The sequence below is a fragment of the Burkholderia sp. WSM2232 genome (assembly GCF_000472545.1).
Taxonomy (GTDB): Bacteria; Pseudomonadota; Gammaproteobacteria; order Burkholderiales; family Burkholderiaceae; genus Paraburkholderia.
In genome coordinates this window covers 1-18,736 of the sequence record NZ_AWZV01000029.1, presented here as the reverse complement: position 1 = coordinate 18,736, position 18,736 = coordinate 1, and the positions used below count along the sequence as shown (strand labels likewise).

Genomic DNA, 18,736 nt, shown 5'->3' with positions numbered 1-18,736 from the left:
TGCTGTATGGGGACGCGTTGCCTGTAGAGCAACGATATGTGAACTTAGTTGCTATTGCTAGTCCATTTTTGCCCTGCCAACATGAATTCAGCCCGCCAGACGGATCCCGCAAGGAACGAGGAGACACCTATGTCAGCCATCCACCCATCCGCCGCCGAAGATCTTTCTTCCGCGCTCTACAGCAAGCTCAACTGGCGGCTCCTGCCGTTCCTCGTGGCGTGCTACATGTTCGCGTATCTGGACCGCGTAAACGTCGGCTTCGCGAAGCTTCAGATGCAAAGCGACCTGGGCTTCTCCGACGCGGCGTACGGCGTCGGCGCAGGCATTTTTTTCATCGGCTACGTGCTGTTCGAATTGCCGAGCAACCTGATGCTGCCGAAGGTAGGCGCACGCCGCACATTCAGTCGCATTCTCGTGTTGTGGGGCATCACGTCTGCCTGCATGCTGTTCGTGCGCAACGTGCCGGCTTTTTACGCGATGCGTTTTCTGCTCGGCGTCTTCGAGGCCGGCTTCGCACCGGGCATGATCTATTACCTGTCGTGCTGGTACGGGCCCGCCCGCATGGCGCGCGCGATTGCCCTTGTATTCGTTGCGGGACCGCTCGGCGGCATCGTGGGCGGTCCCGTTTCCGCGTGGCTGATGACGGCTCTGGCGGGCGTGGGCGGCCTTGCCGGCTGGCAATGGATGTTTCTGGTCGAAGGTTTGCCCTGCATCGTGCTCGGACTGCTGACGCTGCGCGTGCTGTCGGACCGTCCCGCTGATGCTCGCTGGCTCACGAGCAGCGAAAAGCAACTTCTCGAGAGCGAAACGGCGCCGGCTGCGCATCATGCGGACTCCTTCAAGGCCGTGCTCAGGAGTCCGCGCGTGTATGTGCTCGCGCTCGCGTACTTCAGCATCATCTTTCCCATCTACGCCATCAGCTTCTGGCTGCCGACACTGCTGAAAGAGCAGGGCGTGACTGACACACTTCGCCTCGGCTGGTACACCGCGATCCCCTATGTGGCCGCGGCCATCTGCATGTATGCGGCAGGCCGCCGCTCAGACCGCGTGGGCGAGCGGCGCTATCACTGCGCGATTCCGGCAAGCGGCGCGGCGCTCTTCCTGATCCTCGCCATCTTCGCGGACGGCAGCGTGATGCTCACGCTGATTGCGCTGACGCTCGGCACTGCATGTCTGTGGATGGCGTACACCGTGTTCTGGGCGATTCCGTCGGAACTGGTCAAGGGAACCGCGGCCGCCGGCGGCATTGCGCTGATCAATACCGTGGGACTGTCGGGCGGTTTCTGGGGGCCGGCAGTGGTCGGATGGACCAAGGCCGGCACGGGCAGCATACACGCGGGGCTTCTCGTCATGGCTTGCGCCGCCGCACTCGCTGCCGTGCTGATCATGAAGAGCAAGCTGACGCTCAAACAGGACTAGCCATCAGGCACGCCAGATTCTGCAAGTCGTGCGCATGTCATGAAAACAGTATCCGGACTATTCTTTGCCCGCTTCGCGACCTTGCCTCGTCTTGTAGCGCGATTTTGTATCGCAGTGTATCTGCGCTACGGGCGGACAAACTGCGTTGCACGGCATGCGGTTCGCGAACACATTGCAGATACGTCGGCGGGTTCAAATATCTACACGCAAGGTTGATCCGCAACACTGCGCCCGGTTCAGGGGATGCAAGGGTCCGCATGCTCTGCACGAGACGGATTGTCCCTGAACGCTTGAGCTTTGATCCCGCCATTTTTCTGGAGAACACTCATGAAACTCGTTCAATCGCTTGTCGTCGCAGCACTCGTTGCCGTTCCTGCTCTTTCGTTTGCGCAGTCCACTCATGCATTGACGCGCGCCGAAGTGCGCGCGGAACTGGTTCAACTCGAGAAGGCCGGCTACAACCCCGCCGGCGACCATACCCAGTACCCGAGCAACCTTCAGGCTGCGCAAATGCGTGTCGACGCACAAAACGGCTCGGCTGCTGCCGCATACGGCGGCGTGCAGAACGGTGCGTCGGCTGCGGGCTCGCGCTCGCCGGCGGGCGCAACGCCTCGCGCGCATCAGGACGTTATCGGTCTCGGTCCGATCTATGCTCATTCGTAATCCTGAGGATGGCAGCGCGCGTGTGCATTCTGCCATCCAATGACTGCGACAACACTACTACGATTTGCCGGGAAAAAAACAATGGCCACGCTAATCAAAAGACTCTTCGGTGCCGCGGTATTATTCGGCGGCCTGTTCGCGGTACAGGCGTTGCAGGCAGCAAATGCAGCGCCGGCAGAAGATTTGAAGGGCAAGAACGTCGTGCTCGTGCACGGCGCATTTGCTGACGGCTCGAGCTGGGACAAAGTGATTCCGCTACTCGAGGCGCGCGGACTTCACGTGGTTTCGGTGCAGAACCCACTGAGCTCGCTGGCTGACGACGTTGCCGCGACGAAGCGCGTGGTGGACCAACAAACGGGTCCGGTCGTGCTGGTCGGTCATTCGTGGGCCGGCGTCGTGATCAGCGAGGCAGGCAATGACGACAAGGTAAAGAGCCTTGTCTACGTGGCGGCATTTGCGCCCGATAACGGCCAGTCTATTGAAGACATCACGAAGGGCAAACCCGCGCCGGCCTGGGCAAGTGAGCTGCAAAAAGACTCCGGCGGATACCTGACGCTGTCGACGAAGGCTGTTCTAGCCGATTTCGCGCCGGATCTGCCGCTGCCGCAACGACGCCTGATCGCCGCGACGCAGGTGCCGTGGGCGGCCAACTGTATCGGCGAAAAGGTCACGACCGCTGCATGGCATGACAAGCCGTCGTACTTCGTGGTTGCTTCACATGACCGAATGATCGATCCGAAACTTCAGCAGGCTATGGCCAGCAACATTGGTGCACGGATCACGACTGTGGAGAGCAGCCACGTCGCGATGGTGAGCCAGCCGAAAGCCGTAGCGGAAACCATCATCGCCGCTGCAAAAGCCGCGCAGTAGCAGTGTATTTGCGAGAGCGAGCGACATCACACGGACGATTGTGCGTCGCGCCGGAGCAGAACGTCGAACCGGCCGGCGACAAGATGCGACTCGCTCACTTCCGGCAGCGTCCGTGCTGCCTGACAGATGCGCCACACTTCCTCGAGCAGCGAGCGGTCCGTGCCCGACCAACTGGTCAGGATGCTCTCGATGCGCTCAGACCCGTCAAGGTCGCCGGTGAAATAGCCCATTGACCATTCGACAAAACGGCGCCGCTCGAGCGATCCAATCGCGACAATCCTCATCTCATGGTGACGCCGGTCGTTGCCGATGCGGCGCAGACATTCTCTAACGGCGCCTGGATTGCCCTCCAGGTACTGAACGAAGTTGCGGCCCGCATGAACGAGAAAGCCCGTGAGCGCATCCGCCCGATTCAGAACGCGAGAGACCGACACGATCGATTCGACATCCGCGATGCCTACGCCCGCACACACGTTGCTTATATAGACGGCGGCAAATAGCGTCTCGTCGTCACTGGGCGGTCCGGGGCGACCGGATTCATCTGAGCACATACGATGGGTCTCTGCGAAGACATCGTCAGTTCCCAGTATAGAGTCGCATGTCGCGGCCTAAGCGAGGGTGGTCGGTATCTGACTAATGCTCGACGCACAGTGCCGGATGAACGCGGCAGAAACGGCCTGGCGATGCTTTAGATCGACGTGCGCCCCAGCCACTCACGTACGTAAAGCGAATGCGGCGGCCGCGCGGCTGAAGCTTCGCGAGACTTCGGTGTCCCGACGAACAGAAACCCCAGCACGCGCTCGGACGGCTCGAAGTCGAGCGCGGCTTGCAGGTTCGGGTCATAGGCGTCCGCGCCGGTCGCCCAGAAGCCGGCATAGCCAAGTGCGTGAATTGCATTGAGCATGTTCATCGCGGCGGCGCCGACCGCAAGGAGCTGTTCGGTCTCCGGAATGTGCGAGTCGCTGCAAGTTGCTGCGGCTATCACGATGACAAGCGGCGCCGTGTACGCAAGTTGCCGCCGATGTTCGTGCTGCGCGCGCGGACTCGCCGGTTCCCGGCGCGCGGCGACGTCCACGAGCACTTCGCCGAACTCGGCGCGCGCGTCGTCGCGTATCAGCGCAAAGCGCCACGGACGCAATGCGCCGTGGTCCGGCGCACGCATCGCGGCGTCGAAGATCAGGGCCAGCTCGGTTTCGTTGGGCCCCGGTTCGGCGAGCGGCCACGAGGACCGGCGTGAGAGCAGGGTGTCGAAGAATGCCCGCTGCGTTGGCGACGAAGCGGCGACGACGACCTCGTGGTTAGCGGAGCGCTGCGAGTTTTCCATGGCGATTGACCGTGTTTTCGATGAAACGGATGATGGCGAGAAACGCCGCATAATGCAAATGATTCTTATTTGCTTGTCTGACGAAAGATTTTGCCTTAAGCTCCGGTTTCGCTGGCCGCATACGTTTGCGTTGCTTTTGAGTCGATTGAACGGGGCATCTTGCTCACTTGACACACGCCGTGATCGACGAGTAGATTTAAATGAAAATGATTCGCATTTAGATGCTCGGCGGATAAACCGCGCGTCTCGCTGCGAACCAGCGGTGCTTAGGCGCAAAGCAACCGGGCCTTCACCGGATCAACCAGACGCAGACAACTTCATTCAGGAGCCGCGATGAGCTGGGGTGACGAAAACACGAATTTCGTTGTCGTTGTAAATCATGAAGAACAGTATTCGATCTGGCCTGACTACAAGGCTATTCCCGCTGGCTGGCGCGAAGCCGGCAAGTCCGGCAGGAAGGACGAATGCCTCCAATGGATCGATGAGGTCTGGACCGATATGCGTCCGCTCAGCTTGCGTCAGGCAATGGCCGACAGCGCAGCGCCCGAAGGCGTCACCAATGCGTGATGCGCGCGCGCTGAACCAATGAACTCGTCAAATCGCGTTCGGCACGCGTCCAGCGCGCTCACGCTCGTCTGCCTTGCGCACGCCGGCGGCAGCGTCGCGGTGTATCGAGAGTGGCAAGCCTTGCTGCCGTCTTTCGTACGGGTGCGCACACTCGAATTGCCTGGTCACGGTATGCGCCGTGCCGAGCCGGTGCATACGGAATGGCCCGCGCTCGTCGAACAACTCGCTGACGAACTGCTCACTCTGGTGAACGACGGTGCACCGTTTGCCTTGTTCGGCCACAGCATGGGCTCGCTCGTCGGACTGGAACTCATGCATGCGCTGCGCGAGAGAGGCAAACCAGCACCAGTGTGGTTCGGTGCCTCCGCCACCATCTCGCCGGTCCGCCGTAAACACGAAACGAATTGGCTGAACTGTTCGCATACCGAAATGATTGCCTGCCTGCGCGAACGCGGCGGTACGCCGGCCGAATTGCTCGACGATGCGGATTTCGTCGACTTCATGCTGCCGTTGTTACGCGCCGACTTTCATTTGTGCGGCATTCATCCAGCGCGCACCAAGGCGCGTCTGGCGGCGGGGGGCAGCGCGGCGGCCATGCTCGATTGTCCCATCGACGTCTTCGTCGGCCGGGACGATCCCGCCACGGCACACGCCGCAGATGTTCATGCATGGGCGCAGCAGACGCGCGGCCCCTGCGCGGTGCACCGGTTCGACGGCGGGCACTTTTTCATCGACACGGCGCGCGAGGCGGTACTCGCAGTCGTCGCCGGATCGCTCGCGCGAAGTATCCGGCATACGCAGCTCGCCCAGCGCGCGCAAGGGCCGCAACAGCCGCAACTGCCGCAACACATACCGCAGCCGCACGACTCACCGTGCGCAGGCGCCCGAGCAAACCGTTGCGCGGAGCCGTAGTGTGAGTCTTTCGCGCGAGATGCTTCACCTCCATTCACTCGCAGTTTGAGGCAACCCGGATAAGGACCGAATGACCATGAGCCAGGCTTCGCTGCCGATCTTCGATTTCTCGCCGTTCGTTGGCCACAGCGAGCGCTACGTCGCGCTCATCAAACAGTTCGCGGCCGCACAGCCGTTTCGCAGTGCCACTGTCGACGAACTGCTCCTCGACGACGACTTTCACCGCCGCCCCCTGCGGCCCGAGGACTTCGACTTCCTCAAGTTCATGAAGCCGGTGCGGGAGCACAACGTGAGCCGTCTGCCGGCGCTCGCCTCCGGCCGCACGCTGATGTCGATCTACGAGCTCGACGTCGCGCGTGCACCTGCCGGCGCGCAGCCGGCAGACTGGCAGCGCTTTACCGACTTCTACCGCGAAGACACGCGCGAGCTCGGTGCGCAGATCGCGCCGTTTCTCGAAGCCTATGCGTTCGAATACCTGACCAAAGACGTCGACGTGAGTGAAAACGCCAGCGCTGCGAGCGCGCGCGTTACCGGCATCGTAGACGAGGAACTCGCATTCTGGAGTGCCACGTTCGAGCGGCTCATGCGAAACGACTACCTGGAAGAGGGGCTGCGCTTCATCATGGTCCAGCGCTGGGCGCTCGCGGTCTCGAAGCGCCGCGCGCTCGCGCGAGCCGGCGCAAGCGGCTTCTTCGACATGCTGCCGCCCGATGAACGGCCAGGCCTTCATCACGCAGCACCGGACGACGCACTGTTCGAACGCGTTGCGGCCGCAAGCGGCGTCACGGGCAGGCAGCACGCGTACTGGCAGTTCTATCTGCCGACCAGCACTGCGAAATGCAACCTGCTGTATGCGCTCGCACGACGGCCGGATCGCGCGTTTGGCCTGATCGGCGCGGCCTTCGCGGCCGAAGCCGAATGGCTCGCGTTCGGGCTTGCGCTGGAGAGGGCGTGCGCGCATCTGAAGCCGGCCGGCCGCGGGCCCGCCGACGCAACTGCATTGAAAAGCGCGCTGGAACAGCGCTGCACGCGCGCATTGCGGCGCGTGGCGGACAATTTCGGCGACGCGGCGCGCGCTCAGTGCGTGCAGGGTCTTGTCGCTGGCGAGCGGCTCGCCGGGCGCGCGCGCTGGGACCTCGGCGAGCAACTGCGCTGGCTTTCGTCGATTCGCGACTATGTCGCTTTCGCGCATCGCATCAGCTCGCGGATCGATGCGGAGTGTCCGGGTATCGACCGCGAGACGTTTGTGGAGCCGCACGAAATGTGCTCGACCACGCATGTACACAACGACCATCGTCTCGTCACGATCGAGGAGGGCGACATGCTCTTCTGGGGTAACGTCGGCATGCAACTCCCCATGCACAAAGGCGACATGGTGCTGATTCCGGATGGCCGCCTGCATGGCTCGACCGTGGTATCTGGCGAGTGTACGTATCACCAGCCGATCATTCCCGACGAGTGGGTCGAAGCCCTCGTCGCGGAGCTCGACGAGCCGGCGGCCGCCTCGACGTGAGCACGCGAAGCGGGTAAGCAACGGAGCAGAAACCAAGCAGTAAGCGAGCAAGAAGCGAGCAAAAAGCGAGCAGCATCATGCAGGCGCCCACGGCAAAGATCGACAACAAAGGTGCCTCTTCCCCACGACAGCAGTATCGATGTCCCCGTCACCCGGCGCGGGATGCCTCGCGCGTTCGACGCGCGCAACAGTGGGTCAGGAAGAGAGAGCGAACGATGCAAGCAGGCACTAGTGCTATGGCAGAGGCCGATCGATTCGAGGTCAGCGACTGGAAGAGCCGGATCATTGCCGGCAAGGCGACGGGAGCGGCGGTGTCCGCGCCCGCATGGCTGGACGCGTCGTATGCGACGCTGCGCGAGCACGTGCTCGACCCGGCGTATCCGTGTTTTTTCGGCACGATGGCCGAGCGGCGCGGCGAGATGTTCTACTCGTTCGTCAACGGCCGCGATCTGCGCGATCTGCCTGCGACGATGCAAACCTTCGCGGAGCTTGCATTGCAGCCGCAATACAGGAGGAACAACATCGCGGTGTTTTTCGAGCCGGACCCGGAGCCGCTTTCGCACGATGCGTACAGAATGCTGTTCTGGGGCATTCTGCAGCAGTTGCACGACATCGACCCGGACCCGGCGGCGGATCAGCAGCCCGACCCGATGGACGAAGCATGGGAGTTCTCGTACGCAGGCGTGCAGATGTTCGTCGTATGCGCGTGCCCGTCGTTTCGCGCGCGTCATAGCCGCAATCTGGGTCCCGGCATGGTGCTGCTGTTCCAGCCGCGTTCGGTGTTCGTTGATACCATCACGAACAAGGTGATTGGCCGCGAGGCACGCAACCAGGTGCGCAAGCGCCTCGAAACATGGGACGATATTCCCGCGCACCCTGACCTTGGTTTTTATGGAGACCCGGGCAACCTGGAATGGAAACAGTACTTTCTCGACGACGCCAACGCGCCCATCGAGGAGCGCTGTCCGTTCCTGAAGCGCCGCGCGCAAGCGGGTGCTCACGCTATGCAGGCACGCCGTCATGTGCCTGCGCATGGGGCGCGCAACGAACACGAAAGAGCCTTCGCGCATGAAGACGATGCGCGAGGTGTCGACAACTGACGCGGCCGGCGCGCGAGGACGCCGCTCGCGTCCTCGCGCATTCAAGCCGCAATGAAAGGAGCTTCATGTCCGTACTTTTGCAACTGGTCAGCAAGTCGCGCTGGATGATCGCCGCGGCGCTCATTGCGAGCGTGCTCAGCGGCCTCGGCAATGCCGCGCTGCTCGCGCTCATCAATCAGGCGCTCGTCGCGACGCCTGACGGCCTTGCGCGGCTCGGCATGCAGTTCCTCGCGGTGGGGCTCGGTGTGCTCGCGATGCGTGCGCTCGCGCAGTCGCTCTTCATGTGGCTCGGCCAACAGGCCAAAGCGACCCTGCGCATGCGCACCATTCGTCGCATTGGCGACGCTGCGTTTGCACAGCTGGAAAAGCAGGGTGCGGCGAAATCGCTTGCTGTCCTCACGCAGGATCTGGACACGATCGTGGTGTTTTTCGTGAGCCTGCCCTCGCTTGCGATGCAAAGCGCGGTGATCGTCGGCTGTCTCGCTTATCTCGGCTATATGTCGTGGCCGATCCTGCTTGTCGCGATGGTCACCATCGTGCTGGGCATGGCGGGCTTTCGCTATGCGCACACCCGTGCCATGTTCCATTTGCGTGCGTCGCGCAAACGCGAGGACGATCTCGTCAAGCATTTCCGCGCGCTCTTCGACGGTGCCAAGGAACTGAAGCTGCATCGGGCCCGCAAAAATGCGTTCGTCGAGGACACGCTCGCGAGCAATGTCGAAGCGGTGCGGGTGCAGCGTACGCGCGGCTACATGCTGTATGCGGCGGCGACGAGCTGGGGCAATTTCATTCTGTTCGCGTTCATCGGCCTCACGCTCTTCGTGTTCGCGCGCTACATCAGAGTCGATCCTCATGTCATGTCGGGTTACGCGATTGTGTTCGTCTACATGATCATGCCGATTGAAGCCGTGCTGTCCGCGATTCCGAGCCTCAGTTCGGCGCGCGTCGCTCTGGAACGCATCGAGCAGGTCAATGCAGAGCTGCCGCGCGAGGTCATGCTCGAACCGCCGGTCGCGGCCTCGTTCGAAAGCATTGCGCTCGACGGCGCTACGCATCGCTACTTCCGCGAGAAGGAAAACGAGGTGTTCACGCTCGGGCCAGTCGATCTGACGTTCCGGCCAGGCGAGCTCGTCTATCTGATCGGCGGCAACGGCAGCGGCAAGACCACGCTCGCTAAAATGCTGGTGGGACTGTACGTGCCCGAGAGCGGACGCGTGCTGCTGAACGGCGAGCCTGTCGACGAAGCGCGGCGCGACGCCTACCGTCAGCACTTTTCCGTCGTATTCAGCGACTTCTTCCTGTTCGACACGCTGCTCGGCATGCATGCCGAAGGACTCGACGCGCTTGCGCAACAACTGCTCGTCGATCTGCAGCTCGATCACAAGGTCAGCGTGAAGGACGGCAGGTTTTCGACCCTGGACCTCTCGCAGGGTCAACGCAAACGGCTTGCGCTGGTCGTCGCGTATCTGGAAGATCGTCCGTTCTATGTGTTCGACGAATGGGCTGCGGACCAGGACCCGCTTTTCAAGGACGTGTTCTACAAGCGCCTGCTGCCCGAACTGAAGGCGAAGGGCAAGACCGTGCTCGTCATCACGCACGACGATCGCTACTTTCATCTTGCCGAGCGCTTCATCAAGCTGGACTTCGGCCAGATCGTCGAAGACGGCCCCGGCCCCGGCCCCGGCCCCGGCCCTGGCGCCGCGCATGCCGCGAGCCTGGCGTCCGCTTATCAATGATTCAGGATTCATCTTTCATGAACGACAATCCGTCCGTTTTCTCTGCCCCTGTCGCGCAGGGCGAGCCGATGTACGAACTCGACGGCGTGTCGTTTCGCATCGGCGAGCGCGTGCTGTTGCATCCGCTCGCGCTGACGCTGCCGAAAGGACGCGTGTGCGGCCTGATCGGTCACAACGGCTCCGGCAAATCGACGCTGCTCAAACTGCTCGCGCGTCAGCAGGCGCCCAGCGCAGGCATGCTGCGTTTCGCGGGGCGGCCGCTGCGTGAGTGGGAGAACCGCGAGTTTGCGCGTCAGGTCGCGTATCTGCCGCAACAGCAGCCGGCGGCGACCGGCATGACGGTGCGCGAGCTCGTGGCGCTTGGCCGCTATCCGTGGCACGGCGCGCTTGGGCGCTTTACCGGCGTGGACGCCGACAAGGTGCACGAGGCGATGGAACTCACGGACATTGCGCGTTTCGCGGACCGCGCGGTGGACAGTCTCTCGGGCGGCGAGCGGCAACGCGCGTGGATCGCGATGCTGGTCGCGCAGGACAGTCAGTGTCTGCTGCTCGACGAACCGATCTCGGCGCTCGACATCTCGCATCAACTGGAAGTGCTCGACCTCGTGCGCACGCTGAGCCAGCAACGCGGCCTCGGCGTGGTGGTCGTGCTGCACGACGTCAACATGGCGGCGCGTTTCTGCGACGACTTGGTCGCGCTCAAGGGCGGCCGTCTGCTCGCGAGCGGCAGCGCAGCGGAGTTGATCGAAGAAAAGATGCTCGGCGCAATTTACGGCGTGCCGATGGGCACCGTGGCGCATCCGCGCGGCGGTACGCCGATCAGTTTCGCGTATTGACCGGTATCTGCCGACCGGGCCTCGTATCCGCGTGATGCAAAGCGCGCCGGCACGGCTGACCGGTATCACATAACGGCGTTCCCAAGAGACGCCTTGCTTTCCCCGCAATGACGATATTCACGCCGCCGGCGCAATGCATGCGACGGCGACGCTTGTCTTGCGCCGCGCCGATGCGGTGCAGGGCGATGACGGCCGCGCGGCGCGCGGCATATCTCGGGAGGCGAGGATGTCTGTTACCAATACGCCGCGCCATGATGGCGCGGACCAGTACGCGGTGAATCGCGCGGCGCAGAGCGAGGAAGTCGATAGCACCGGGTTGTTCAGCGAAGCGCAGTCTCAGACAGCTGCGGCGCCCGCGCTTGACCTCGTCACGGTGATGAAGCTACACGTTCGCGAACGCCCCGACCAGGTGGCGGTGCGTTTTCTCGCCGACGGCGAGATGGACGCTCACGAACTGACCTACAGCGAGCTGGATGCACGCGCGCGGCGTCTCGCGGCACGCCTGCGCAAGCACGGCGCACAGAATGACCGCGTGCTGCTGATGCTGCCGAGCGGCCTCGATTACGTAACGTCGTTTTTTGCCTGCCAGTATGCAGGAATGATCGCGGTTCCGGCGTATCCGCCGCAGGCGCTGCAAAGCGGACACATAGAACGGCTGCGGCGCATTTCGGACGATTGCATGGCGCGAATCGCAGTGGTGGACCGCGCCTCGCGTGGCGTGTCGGGCGGCCCTGAATGCGAGCTGGAGCTGAACGGCGCGACGCTACTGTCGCTGGACGAGGCGAGCCCCGACGAATACTTTTGCATCGAGCGCGCGGAACCTGGCGCAATAGCGTTTTTGCAGTACACGTCCGGCTCGACCTCATCGCCGAAAGGGGTGATGGTTAGTCATGCGAACGTATGCGTGAACGTGAGTGCGATGTCGCGCGGCATGGGTTGCCGGCCCGGCGACCGCATGTTCTCGTGGCTGCCGCTGTATCACGACATGGGGCTGATCGGCAGCGTGCTGATGCCGGTGCTGTGCGGCTTCCAGGTCAGCCTGATTTCGCCACTGCATTTTCTGGAGCGTCCGGCGCGCTGGCTGGCGGGTATCGCACGCGAGCGCGCGAGCGTGACTGGCGGCCCGGACTTTGCGTATCGACTATGCACGGACCGCGTGCGCGATGCGCAACTGGCCGGACTCGATCTGTCGTCGCTGCGCGTCGCGTTCTGCGGTTCGGAGCCGATTCGCCAGACGACGCTCGACGGTTTCGCTCAGCGTTTCAGCGCCCACGGCCTCGACCCGCGCGCGATGTACGCGTGCTATGGCCTCGCCGAGGCGACGCTGTTTTTCACGGGCGTCGAGGTGGGCTCGGGCTCGCCCGAGACGCGCTTTTCCGCGTCCGCGCTTGCGCAGGCACTGCCGGTCGCGCGACCCGTGGCTGCTGCGAATGGCGGCGGTCATGGTGCTTGCGGAGAGCACCATGACCCCACTGACCCCACTGACCCCAGTGGCCGCGGGGACGACAAGGCCGTCGTCGGTTGCGGTGTAACCGCCTTTGGCCACGAGCTTGCGATTGTCGATCCGCAGACGGGCAAGCGCCTGCCGGACGGTCACGTCGGCGAAGTATGGTGTGCCGGTCCCAGCATCACACATGGCTACTGGCACAACCCGCAGGCCACGGCCGAGGTGTTTCTCGACGACGCGCCGGGTTTTCCGGGACGCTGGCTGCGCACTGGCGATCTGGGTTTTGTCCACGGCGGTCAGTTCTTTTTCTGCGGACGCCGCAAAGACATGATCGTGCTGCGCGGCGAGAACGTGTATCCGCAGGACCTTGAAACAGTGCTTGCGGAGCGTGTCGAATGGCTGCGGCGCGGGCGCGTCACCGCGTTTCCTGTCGAGACCGCCGACGGCGCGGAGGCGATTGGCATCGCAGCGGAAGTGCCACGCGGCAGGGCGCGGCAGGCGGCGCCGGAGACTATCTTCAACGCGATCGCCGCAGCGCTTGGCGATGCATTCCAGTATGAAGCTGCACTGATTCTGCTGCTCGAACCCGGGGACCTGCCGCGCACGTCCAGTGGAAAATTGCAGCGCAGCGCATGCGTGGCCGCGTGGCAAAGCGGCGCGCTCCTGCCGTTCGCGATACACGACGCAAGATCGTCGCGGCTGCGAACCAGTGCAACGGGCGCGAGCACGCCAGAGGCGGGCGGCACGACGTTGACGCCGACTGAGCAGGTCATCGCGCAGATCTGGAGCGACGTGCTCGACGTGCCGACACCCGACGCAAACGACGACTTTTTCGCGCTGGGCGGCCGTTCGCTGCTCGCGGCGAAGGTCGCATCGCGGCTGCGTGCACAACTGGGGCGCGACGTGCCAGTGGGGCTTCTGTTTAGTCATCCGAAGCTTAAGGAACTGGCGGGCGTGCTGGAGGCGCGCAGGGCAACGCCTGCGCAAGCCGGCGCAAGCGTTGTCCCCCTGACGCGCCGCGCTGCAAGCGAGCGCGGTTCGGCGCCGCTGTCCTTGCCGCAGGAACGCCTCTGGATGCTGTGGCAACTCGATCCGGATAGCCCTGCCTACAACATTTCTGCGGCGCTCTCTTTGACAGGGCCGCTCGATGTACATCGGGTGAAGAGCGCGCTCGATGCGCTGGTTTTGCGTCACGAGATGCTGCGTACGCGCTTTGACGATAGCGGCGACGCACCGCGCCAACTAATCACGGCGGTGACCGAAGCGGCCGATCTTCGCGACGCGTGGCACTGGCAAACCATCGACGCCCGCAACAGTACCGACGAACATTTCGACGCCCAGTTGCGTCGACGCGCGCGCGAACCCTTCGATCTGACAGGCGGGCCGCTCTTTCGCGCGACGCTCTTCCTGCGCGGCGATGAGCGGCACATACTGCACTTCGTCATGCATCACATTGTCGCCGACGGTTGGTCGATCAATGTTTTGCTGCGCGATTTCGCCGCCGGTTATCGTGCCGCGCAGCGTGCCGGCATTGACGCACTGCCCGCGCTGTCCGTGCTGCCTGCACCGGCAGTCCAATACGCCGACTACGCGGCATGGCAGCGCGAGCGCTTTGACGCCGACGGCGGCGCGCAACTCGACGCACAACTTCACTACTGGCGCAGCCGTCTCGCAGGCTACGACGCTTTGCTCGACCTGCCGACCGTTCACGAACGCGGCCGTGCCTACGCGCCGCATGCCGCGCGCGTGGGCGCACGCATTTCCGTTGCTCTGGCGAGCCGCCTCGAGTCGCTCGCGCGCGCGGAAAACGCCACCTTGTTCATGGTGCTGCTCGCCGCGTTCGCCGCGTTGCTGTCGCGGTACAGCGGCGCGCATGACGTCGCAATCGCGGTGCCCGTCGCCGGTCGCGACCGGCTCGAAACCGAGGAGTTGATCGGCTTCTTCGTCAACACGTTGGCAATGCGCGCATCCGTGAAAAGCACGCAGCCGTTTGCCGCATTGCTGCGCGAGGTGCGCAACGACAGCATCGACGCGCAGGCGAATGCAGACGTGCCGTTCGAGCGCGTCGTAGCTGCGCTGCAGCCAGGACGCCGCGCGGGCGGCAGTCCGCTCGCGCAGATCAAGTTCGTGCTGCACGACGAATTCGACACGGCGCTCGATCTGGACGGCGTGCAATGCGAACTGATCGACGCTGACGCGAGCGACGCCCGCTTCGAACTCGCGCTCGATGTATTCCGAGAGGGCGCCGGCGAACTGCGCTGCGTGTTCGCGTACGCCGTTGCGCTTTACGACGATGCGTTCATCGCGCAGTTCGCGCGCCACTACGTTGCTTTGCTCGAGCAGATCGCGGACACGCCCTCGCGCGCGCTCGGCGCATTCCACCTCGACGACGATGAAGCGGCTGAAAGCACTGCGCCGGATGCGGGGGCTTACGCGTTGTGAACGCGTGGCTTTAGCCGCGCTTTCACAGCGCCGTTGCGGCGCCAGCGACATCTCGACTTACCTCTAAAACAGTGGCCCGCGCTCGCTCGCGCGGGCGTCAGACACCTGGATCACACCACGGACACCATGCAAGCCATCCACTTCGACACCGATTTCCTGCCTGCGCGCGTTGCGCGGTTTGCCATCGAACGGCCGCACGCCGTTGCACTCGTCGACAGCGCCGGGTCGCTCGCCTGGCGCGATTTATGGGCGTGGTCGGGGCAGCTTGCCACTGCGCTCGTCGATGCAGGCGTGCGGCCCGGCGATCGCGTAGTGATTGCATTGCCGCGCTGCGCCGCGCTCGTCGCGACGATTCTCGCGGTGTGGCGAGTGCGCGCTTGCTATGTGCCGCTCGACCCCGCGTTGCCGCAAGCGCGGCTGCGCTGGCAGGCCGAGGACTGCGGCGCGCGGGTGGTGGTGATGGGCAAGGCGGTGGGTGCAACGAGAGATGATGCGGGTGGCGAAGGCGCGGGCGACGCTGCGCCCAATTGCGCCTGGCTGCCCAACGGTGTGGTGCAACTGAATCCGCATGCGGTGCATGTGGGCATCGGCAACACCGGTGGCGCCACGAGCGTCATTTCTGCGGAGCCCGCCGATCTCGCCGCGTTGCATTCGCAGGCCGACGACAGGATTCTCGCGTGGCCTGCCTATGTGATCTACACCTCGGGCTCCACCGGCCGTCCGAAGGGTGTCGTGTTGAGCCATGCCGCGCTCGCCGCGTATTTGCGCGGCGTCTGCGAACGGCTGCCCGAGGACGTCGCGAGCGCCGCCTATCTGTCGACGCCCGCGGCCGACCTCGGTCACACGTCGCTGTTCGGCGCACTGTGGCATGGCTGGACGCTGCATCTGCTCGACGCCGATGTCGTCGCCGATCCCAACGCATTCGCCGACTACATGCACGCGCATGCCGTCGATCTGCTGAAGGTCGTGCCGAGCCATCTCGACGCGCTGCTGCAGGCGCAATTTCCCGAGCGGGCCTTGCCGCGCCGTTGCCTCGTACTGGGCGGCGAGCCAGCGCCGACGCGCCTTGCGGAGCGCGTTGCGTTGCTGCGTCCGGAGTGCCGGCTGATCAATCACTATGGGCCGACCGAGACCGCCGTCGGCGTGCTGACACGCTCGGGCGCCCACAGCCGGGCGGCGACGTTGCCGCTCGGCAAGCCACTTGCGCATGTTGACGCACGCATCGTCGATGTAGACGGCAACCCCGTGCCGAAGGGCGCGGCAGGCGAACTGTGCATTGGCGGTGCGAGTGTCGCGTATGGCTACCTGAACCGGCCGTCGTTGACCGCCGAGCGTTTCGTGCCCGATCCCGCTGGCCACGGCACACGGCGTTACCGGACGGGCGATCGCAGCCGCCGCTTGCCCGACGGCGAATTTGCGTTTCTCGGACGTCTCGACGACCAGGTGAAGATTCGCGGTTTTCGCGTCGAGCCGGAAGAAATCGCCGCCCGCCTGCGCATCGAGGAGGGCGTGCGGGATGCCGTGGTGATTGCACATGCGGATAGCGAGGGCGCGGCGCCGCGCCTCGTCGCCTATCTGAGCGCTAGCGGGACGCTCGACGTCGATGCGATCCGCACACGTCTAGCCGCGGATTTGCCGGACTACATGGTGCCGTCGTCGCTACAGGTGCTGGCGGCGTTGCCGCTCACCGCCAACGGCAAGGTCGACCGCGCCGCGTTGCCGGTGCCGCAGCAGCAGAGCGGGGCCGTGAGTGCGGCGCGCGTAGAGCCGCGCAACGACGCAGAACGCACGCTCGCGGGCATCTGGCGGCTCGTGCTCAAACGCGACGATATCGGCATAACGGACAATTACTTCGAGATTGGCGGGGACTCGATTCTGAGCTTGCAGATCATCGCGAAGGCGCGCGCCGCGGGCCTGAAACTGACGCCCAAGCAGATGTTCGACCATCCGACTATCGAGGCTGCGGCGCGGGTGGCGGTGCCGGTGGCAATGATGGGCGGGCGGGCGAATGCGGCGGCGCATGCGCAGGCGCAGGGGCATGCAAGTGCAAATGCAAATGCAAGTGCAAATGCAAGTGCAAGTGCAAGTGCAAGTGGCCAGGCGCCAGCGGCGGCGCTCGGGCACGCCCGCGCACCAGCGGGTGAACCTGGCAATGTGAGCGCATCGACGAGCGAGAGCGCGACTGCACGCGCCACTGCGCCTGCGCGCGCACAGGAAAACGCAAGCACTTCTTCTGGTGCCCCTAGGGCCGCATCCGCCGAGGTTTGGCCAGCTATTAGCGCCGCAACGGGGGCCGCTGGCGAGCTCAACGCAGTCTCGGCGGCAGCCGCCCAGAACGCCGACGTATCGTGCGCCGTCGAATTCAGCAGCAACGCGTCCTGGTTCGCACAGGCCGGCGTTTCGCGCGACGCCGTCGAAACCGTCTACCCGGCGACGCCGATGCAGCAGGGGCTGCTCTTTCACGGCATGCTCGACGGCGAGCCGGGCATGTATGTGTCGCAGTTGCGCCTGACGATCGACGCGCTCCATATCGACACGATGCGCGCGGCGTGGGACGCGGTGATCGCGCGTCATCCCGTCTTGCGCACGCGCTTCGTGTGGCCTGCGGGCGGCGAGCCGTTGCAGGTCGTCGAGCGGCATGTGCGTATGCCGTTTGAAGTACATGCGCGCGTTGCCGATGCGGCGCCGGGTTCGACTGTCGAGGCATGCACAGACGAGCAATATGACGCCGCGTACGACGCCGCACGGCAGGCGCTCATCGCGCGCGGCTTCGAGCCGGGGGTGGCGCCGCTGATGCGCGTCGATGTTTTCGGGCGTCCCGACGGCGCGCACGATCTTGTATGGACTCACCATCATGCGCTGACCGATGGCTGGAGTACCGCACAGGTCGTGGCGGAAGTGGCGCGCGCGTATGCGGCGATCGAGGCCGGAAGCGTTCCCGATACGTCGCCTGGTACGCCTTATGAGTCTTACGTTCGCTGGCTGCGCGATCAGCCCGACACCGCTGCGTTCTGGCGCGCACGGCTCGCAACGCGAGATGATCCGGCGCGCCTTGCCGATGCGCTCGGCAGTGCGTTGCGGCCGTCGTCCGGGAACAGCGCCGTTGGAGCGCAGGCCAAAGCGCTGGTCCGGGAACTCGACGGCGCCTCGCACGCGCGCCTGAAGCGCGCCGCCCAGCGCGCGCAGGTCACGCTGAATACACTCGTGCAGGCAGCGTGGGCGCTAGTGCTCGCGCGCTTCTCCGGGCGCACGCAAGTAGCGTTTGGTATGACCGTGTCAGGCCGGCCGGTGGATCTGCCGGATGCGCAATCGACGGTTGGTCTTTTCATCAACAGCCTGCCGCTGTGGGTCGACGTCGAATCGCACGCGCCGTTGCGCTCGTGGCTCGCCGCGCTGCAACGGCACAACGCGCAGTTGCGCGAGGTCGAGCACACTCCGCTCGCGAGCTTGCAGCAATGGGCGGATTCGAGCGTCGATGCGCTGTTCGATAGTCTCATCGTGTTTGAAAATTACCCGCTCGATGATGCGCTGGGTGCAATGGGGAGGGCTCAGGTAACGACGGCGAGGGAAGCGGCGGCAGCTGTGCAAGCGCGCGATGCAATGGGCGCATCTAGTGCAACGAACGCGAGGGACGCAGCGAGCACGACGGACACTGCCAGCGCGGCAGGTGCGGCAGGGGCGGCAGGTGCGGCAGGTGCGGCAGGTGCGGCAGGTGCGGCAGGTGCGGCAGGTGCAGCAGATGTAGAAGGTGCAGAAGGTGCAGCAAGCGCAGAAACCGCGGCAAATGCGGAAAGCGCAGCAAGAAACGATACGCAAAGCCTGCTGCAGGTGCGAGCCGTTGAGGCGCATAACCGCAGTCACTTGCCGTTGATGCTGGTTGTCGCGCCTCGTCACGTGGGCGGCGGCG

13 protein-coding genes are annotated in these 18,736 nt (G+C 64.3%); 11 read left to right on the top strand and 2 right to left on the bottom strand.

Features of this window, described 5'->3' with window-relative positions:
• Window positions 1-129: 129 nt before the first annotated feature.
• From F757_RS0123735 to F757_RS0123725, 3 genes are all read left to right on the top strand, one after another.
• A complete protein-coding gene (locus tag F757_RS0123735; protein ID WP_027213565.1) occupies window positions 130-1,419 on the top strand; it encodes an MFS transporter in 1,290 nt (429 codons plus the stop codon).
• Window positions 1,420-1,746: 327 nt separating this feature from the next.
• The gene (locus F757_RS0123730; RefSeq protein ID WP_027213564.1) at window positions 1,747-2,082 is read left to right on the top strand and encodes a DUF4148 domain-containing protein; all 336 of its coding nucleotides are present in this window, start codon (window positions 1,747-1,749) and stop codon (window positions 2,080-2,082) included.
• An 81-nt stretch (window positions 2,083-2,163) separates the two neighbouring features.
• Complete coding sequence (locus F757_RS0123725) at window positions 2,164-2,952, top strand: alpha/beta fold hydrolase (RefSeq protein ID WP_027213563.1); 789 nt, start codon at window positions 2,164-2,166, stop codon at window positions 2,950-2,952.
• 26 nt (window positions 2,953-2,978) lie between these two features.
• Here F757_RS0123725 and F757_RS34730 read toward each other — a convergent pair whose 3' ends face one another.
• Both F757_RS34730 and F757_RS0123715 read right to left on the bottom strand, forming a co-directional pair.
• Window positions 2,979-3,503: a BLUF domain-containing protein gene (locus tag F757_RS34730; protein WP_027213562.1), complete on the bottom strand. Its 525-nt coding sequence runs from the start codon at window positions 3,501-3,503 to the stop codon at window positions 2,979-2,981.
• A 137-nt stretch (window positions 3,504-3,640) separates the two neighbouring features.
• Window positions 3,641-4,276 carry a nitroreductase family protein gene (locus F757_RS0123715; protein ID WP_027213561.1) on the bottom strand — a complete coding sequence of 212 codons (636 nt, stop codon included), beginning with the start codon at window positions 4,274-4,276 and terminating at the stop codon, window positions 3,641-3,643.
• Window positions 4,277-4,609: 333 nt separating this feature from the next.
• Here F757_RS0123715 and F757_RS0123710 point away from each other — a divergent pair, with 333 nt between their 5' ends.
• The 8 genes from F757_RS0123710 to F757_RS34020 form a co-directional block, all read left to right on the top strand.
• Window positions 4,610-4,843 carry an MbtH family protein gene (locus F757_RS0123710; protein ID WP_027213560.1) on the top strand — a complete coding sequence of 78 codons (234 nt, stop codon included), beginning with the start codon at window positions 4,610-4,612 and terminating at the stop codon, window positions 4,841-4,843.
• Between the two features lie 18 nt (window positions 4,844-4,861).
• Window positions 4,862-5,755: a thioesterase II family protein gene (locus tag F757_RS0123705; protein ID WP_027213559.1), complete on the top strand. Its 894-nt coding sequence runs from the start codon at window positions 4,862-4,864 to the stop codon at window positions 5,753-5,755.
• A gap of 76 nt (window positions 5,756-5,831) precedes the next feature.
• A complete protein-coding gene (locus F757_RS0123700; protein ID WP_035467432.1) occupies window positions 5,832-7,268 on the top strand; it encodes a peptide synthetase in 1,437 nt (478 codons plus the stop codon).
• A gap of 215 nt (window positions 7,269-7,483) precedes the next feature.
• A complete protein-coding gene (locus F757_RS0123695) occupies window positions 7,484-8,368 on the top strand; it encodes a YqcI/YcgG family protein (protein WP_027213557.1) in 885 nt (294 codons plus the stop codon).
• A gap of 65 nt (window positions 8,369-8,433) precedes the next feature.
• Window positions 8,434-10,104 carry a cyclic peptide export ABC transporter gene (locus tag F757_RS0123690; protein WP_027213556.1) on the top strand — a complete coding sequence of 557 codons (1,671 nt, stop codon included), beginning with the start codon at window positions 8,434-8,436 and terminating at the stop codon, window positions 10,102-10,104.
• A 17-nt stretch (window positions 10,105-10,121) separates the two neighbouring features.
• A complete protein-coding gene (locus F757_RS0123685) occupies window positions 10,122-10,940 on the top strand; it encodes an ATP-binding cassette domain-containing protein (protein ID WP_027213555.1) in 819 nt (272 codons plus the stop codon).
• A gap of 226 nt (window positions 10,941-11,166) precedes the next feature.
• The gene (locus tag F757_RS0123680; RefSeq protein ID WP_027213554.1) at window positions 11,167-14,829 is read left to right on the top strand and encodes a condensation domain-containing protein; all 3,663 of its coding nucleotides are present in this window, start codon (window positions 11,167-11,169) and stop codon (window positions 14,827-14,829) included.
• A gap of 126 nt (window positions 14,830-14,955) precedes the next feature.
• Window positions 14,956-18,736: non-ribosomal peptide synthetase (locus tag F757_RS34020; protein ID WP_232221448.1), on the top strand; the 3,781-nt coding region annotated here is incomplete at its 3' end.

Coding starts and splice junctions, on each gene's coding strand:
- F757_RS0123685 (WP_027213555.1), top strand. CDS start 10,122: ATGAACGACAATCCGTCCGTTTTCTCTGCCCCTGTCGCGCAGGGCGAG.
- F757_RS0123705 (WP_027213559.1), top strand. CDS start 4,862: ATGAACTCGTCAAATCGCGTTCGGCACGCGTCCAGCGCGCTCACGCTC.
- F757_RS0123725 (WP_027213563.1), top strand. CDS start 2,164: ATGGCCACGCTAATCAAAAGACTCTTCGGTGCCGCGGTATTATTCGGC.
- F757_RS0123680 (WP_027213554.1), top strand. CDS start 11,167: ATGTCTGTTACCAATACGCCGCGCCATGATGGCGCGGACCAGTACGCG.
- F757_RS34730 (WP_027213562.1), bottom strand. CDS start 3,503: ATGTGCTCAGATGAATCCGGTCGCCCCGGACCGCCCAGTGACGACGAG.
- F757_RS0123735 (WP_027213565.1), top strand. CDS start 130: ATGTCAGCCATCCACCCATCCGCCGCCGAAGATCTTTCTTCCGCGCTC.
- F757_RS0123695 (WP_027213557.1), top strand. CDS start 7,484: ATGCAAGCAGGCACTAGTGCTATGGCAGAGGCCGATCGATTCGAGGTC.
- F757_RS0123700 (WP_035467432.1), top strand. CDS start 5,832: ATGAGCCAGGCTTCGCTGCCGATCTTCGATTTCTCGCCGTTCGTTGGC.
- F757_RS0123730 (WP_027213564.1), top strand. CDS start 1,747: ATGAAACTCGTTCAATCGCTTGTCGTCGCAGCACTCGTTGCCGTTCCT.
- F757_RS0123710 (WP_027213560.1), top strand. CDS start 4,610: ATGAGCTGGGGTGACGAAAACACGAATTTCGTTGTCGTTGTAAATCAT.
- F757_RS0123690 (WP_027213556.1), top strand. CDS start 8,434: ATGTCCGTACTTTTGCAACTGGTCAGCAAGTCGCGCTGGATGATCGCC.
- F757_RS0123715 (WP_027213561.1), bottom strand. CDS start 4,276: ATGGAAAACTCGCAGCGCTCCGCTAACCACGAGGTCGTCGTCGCCGCT.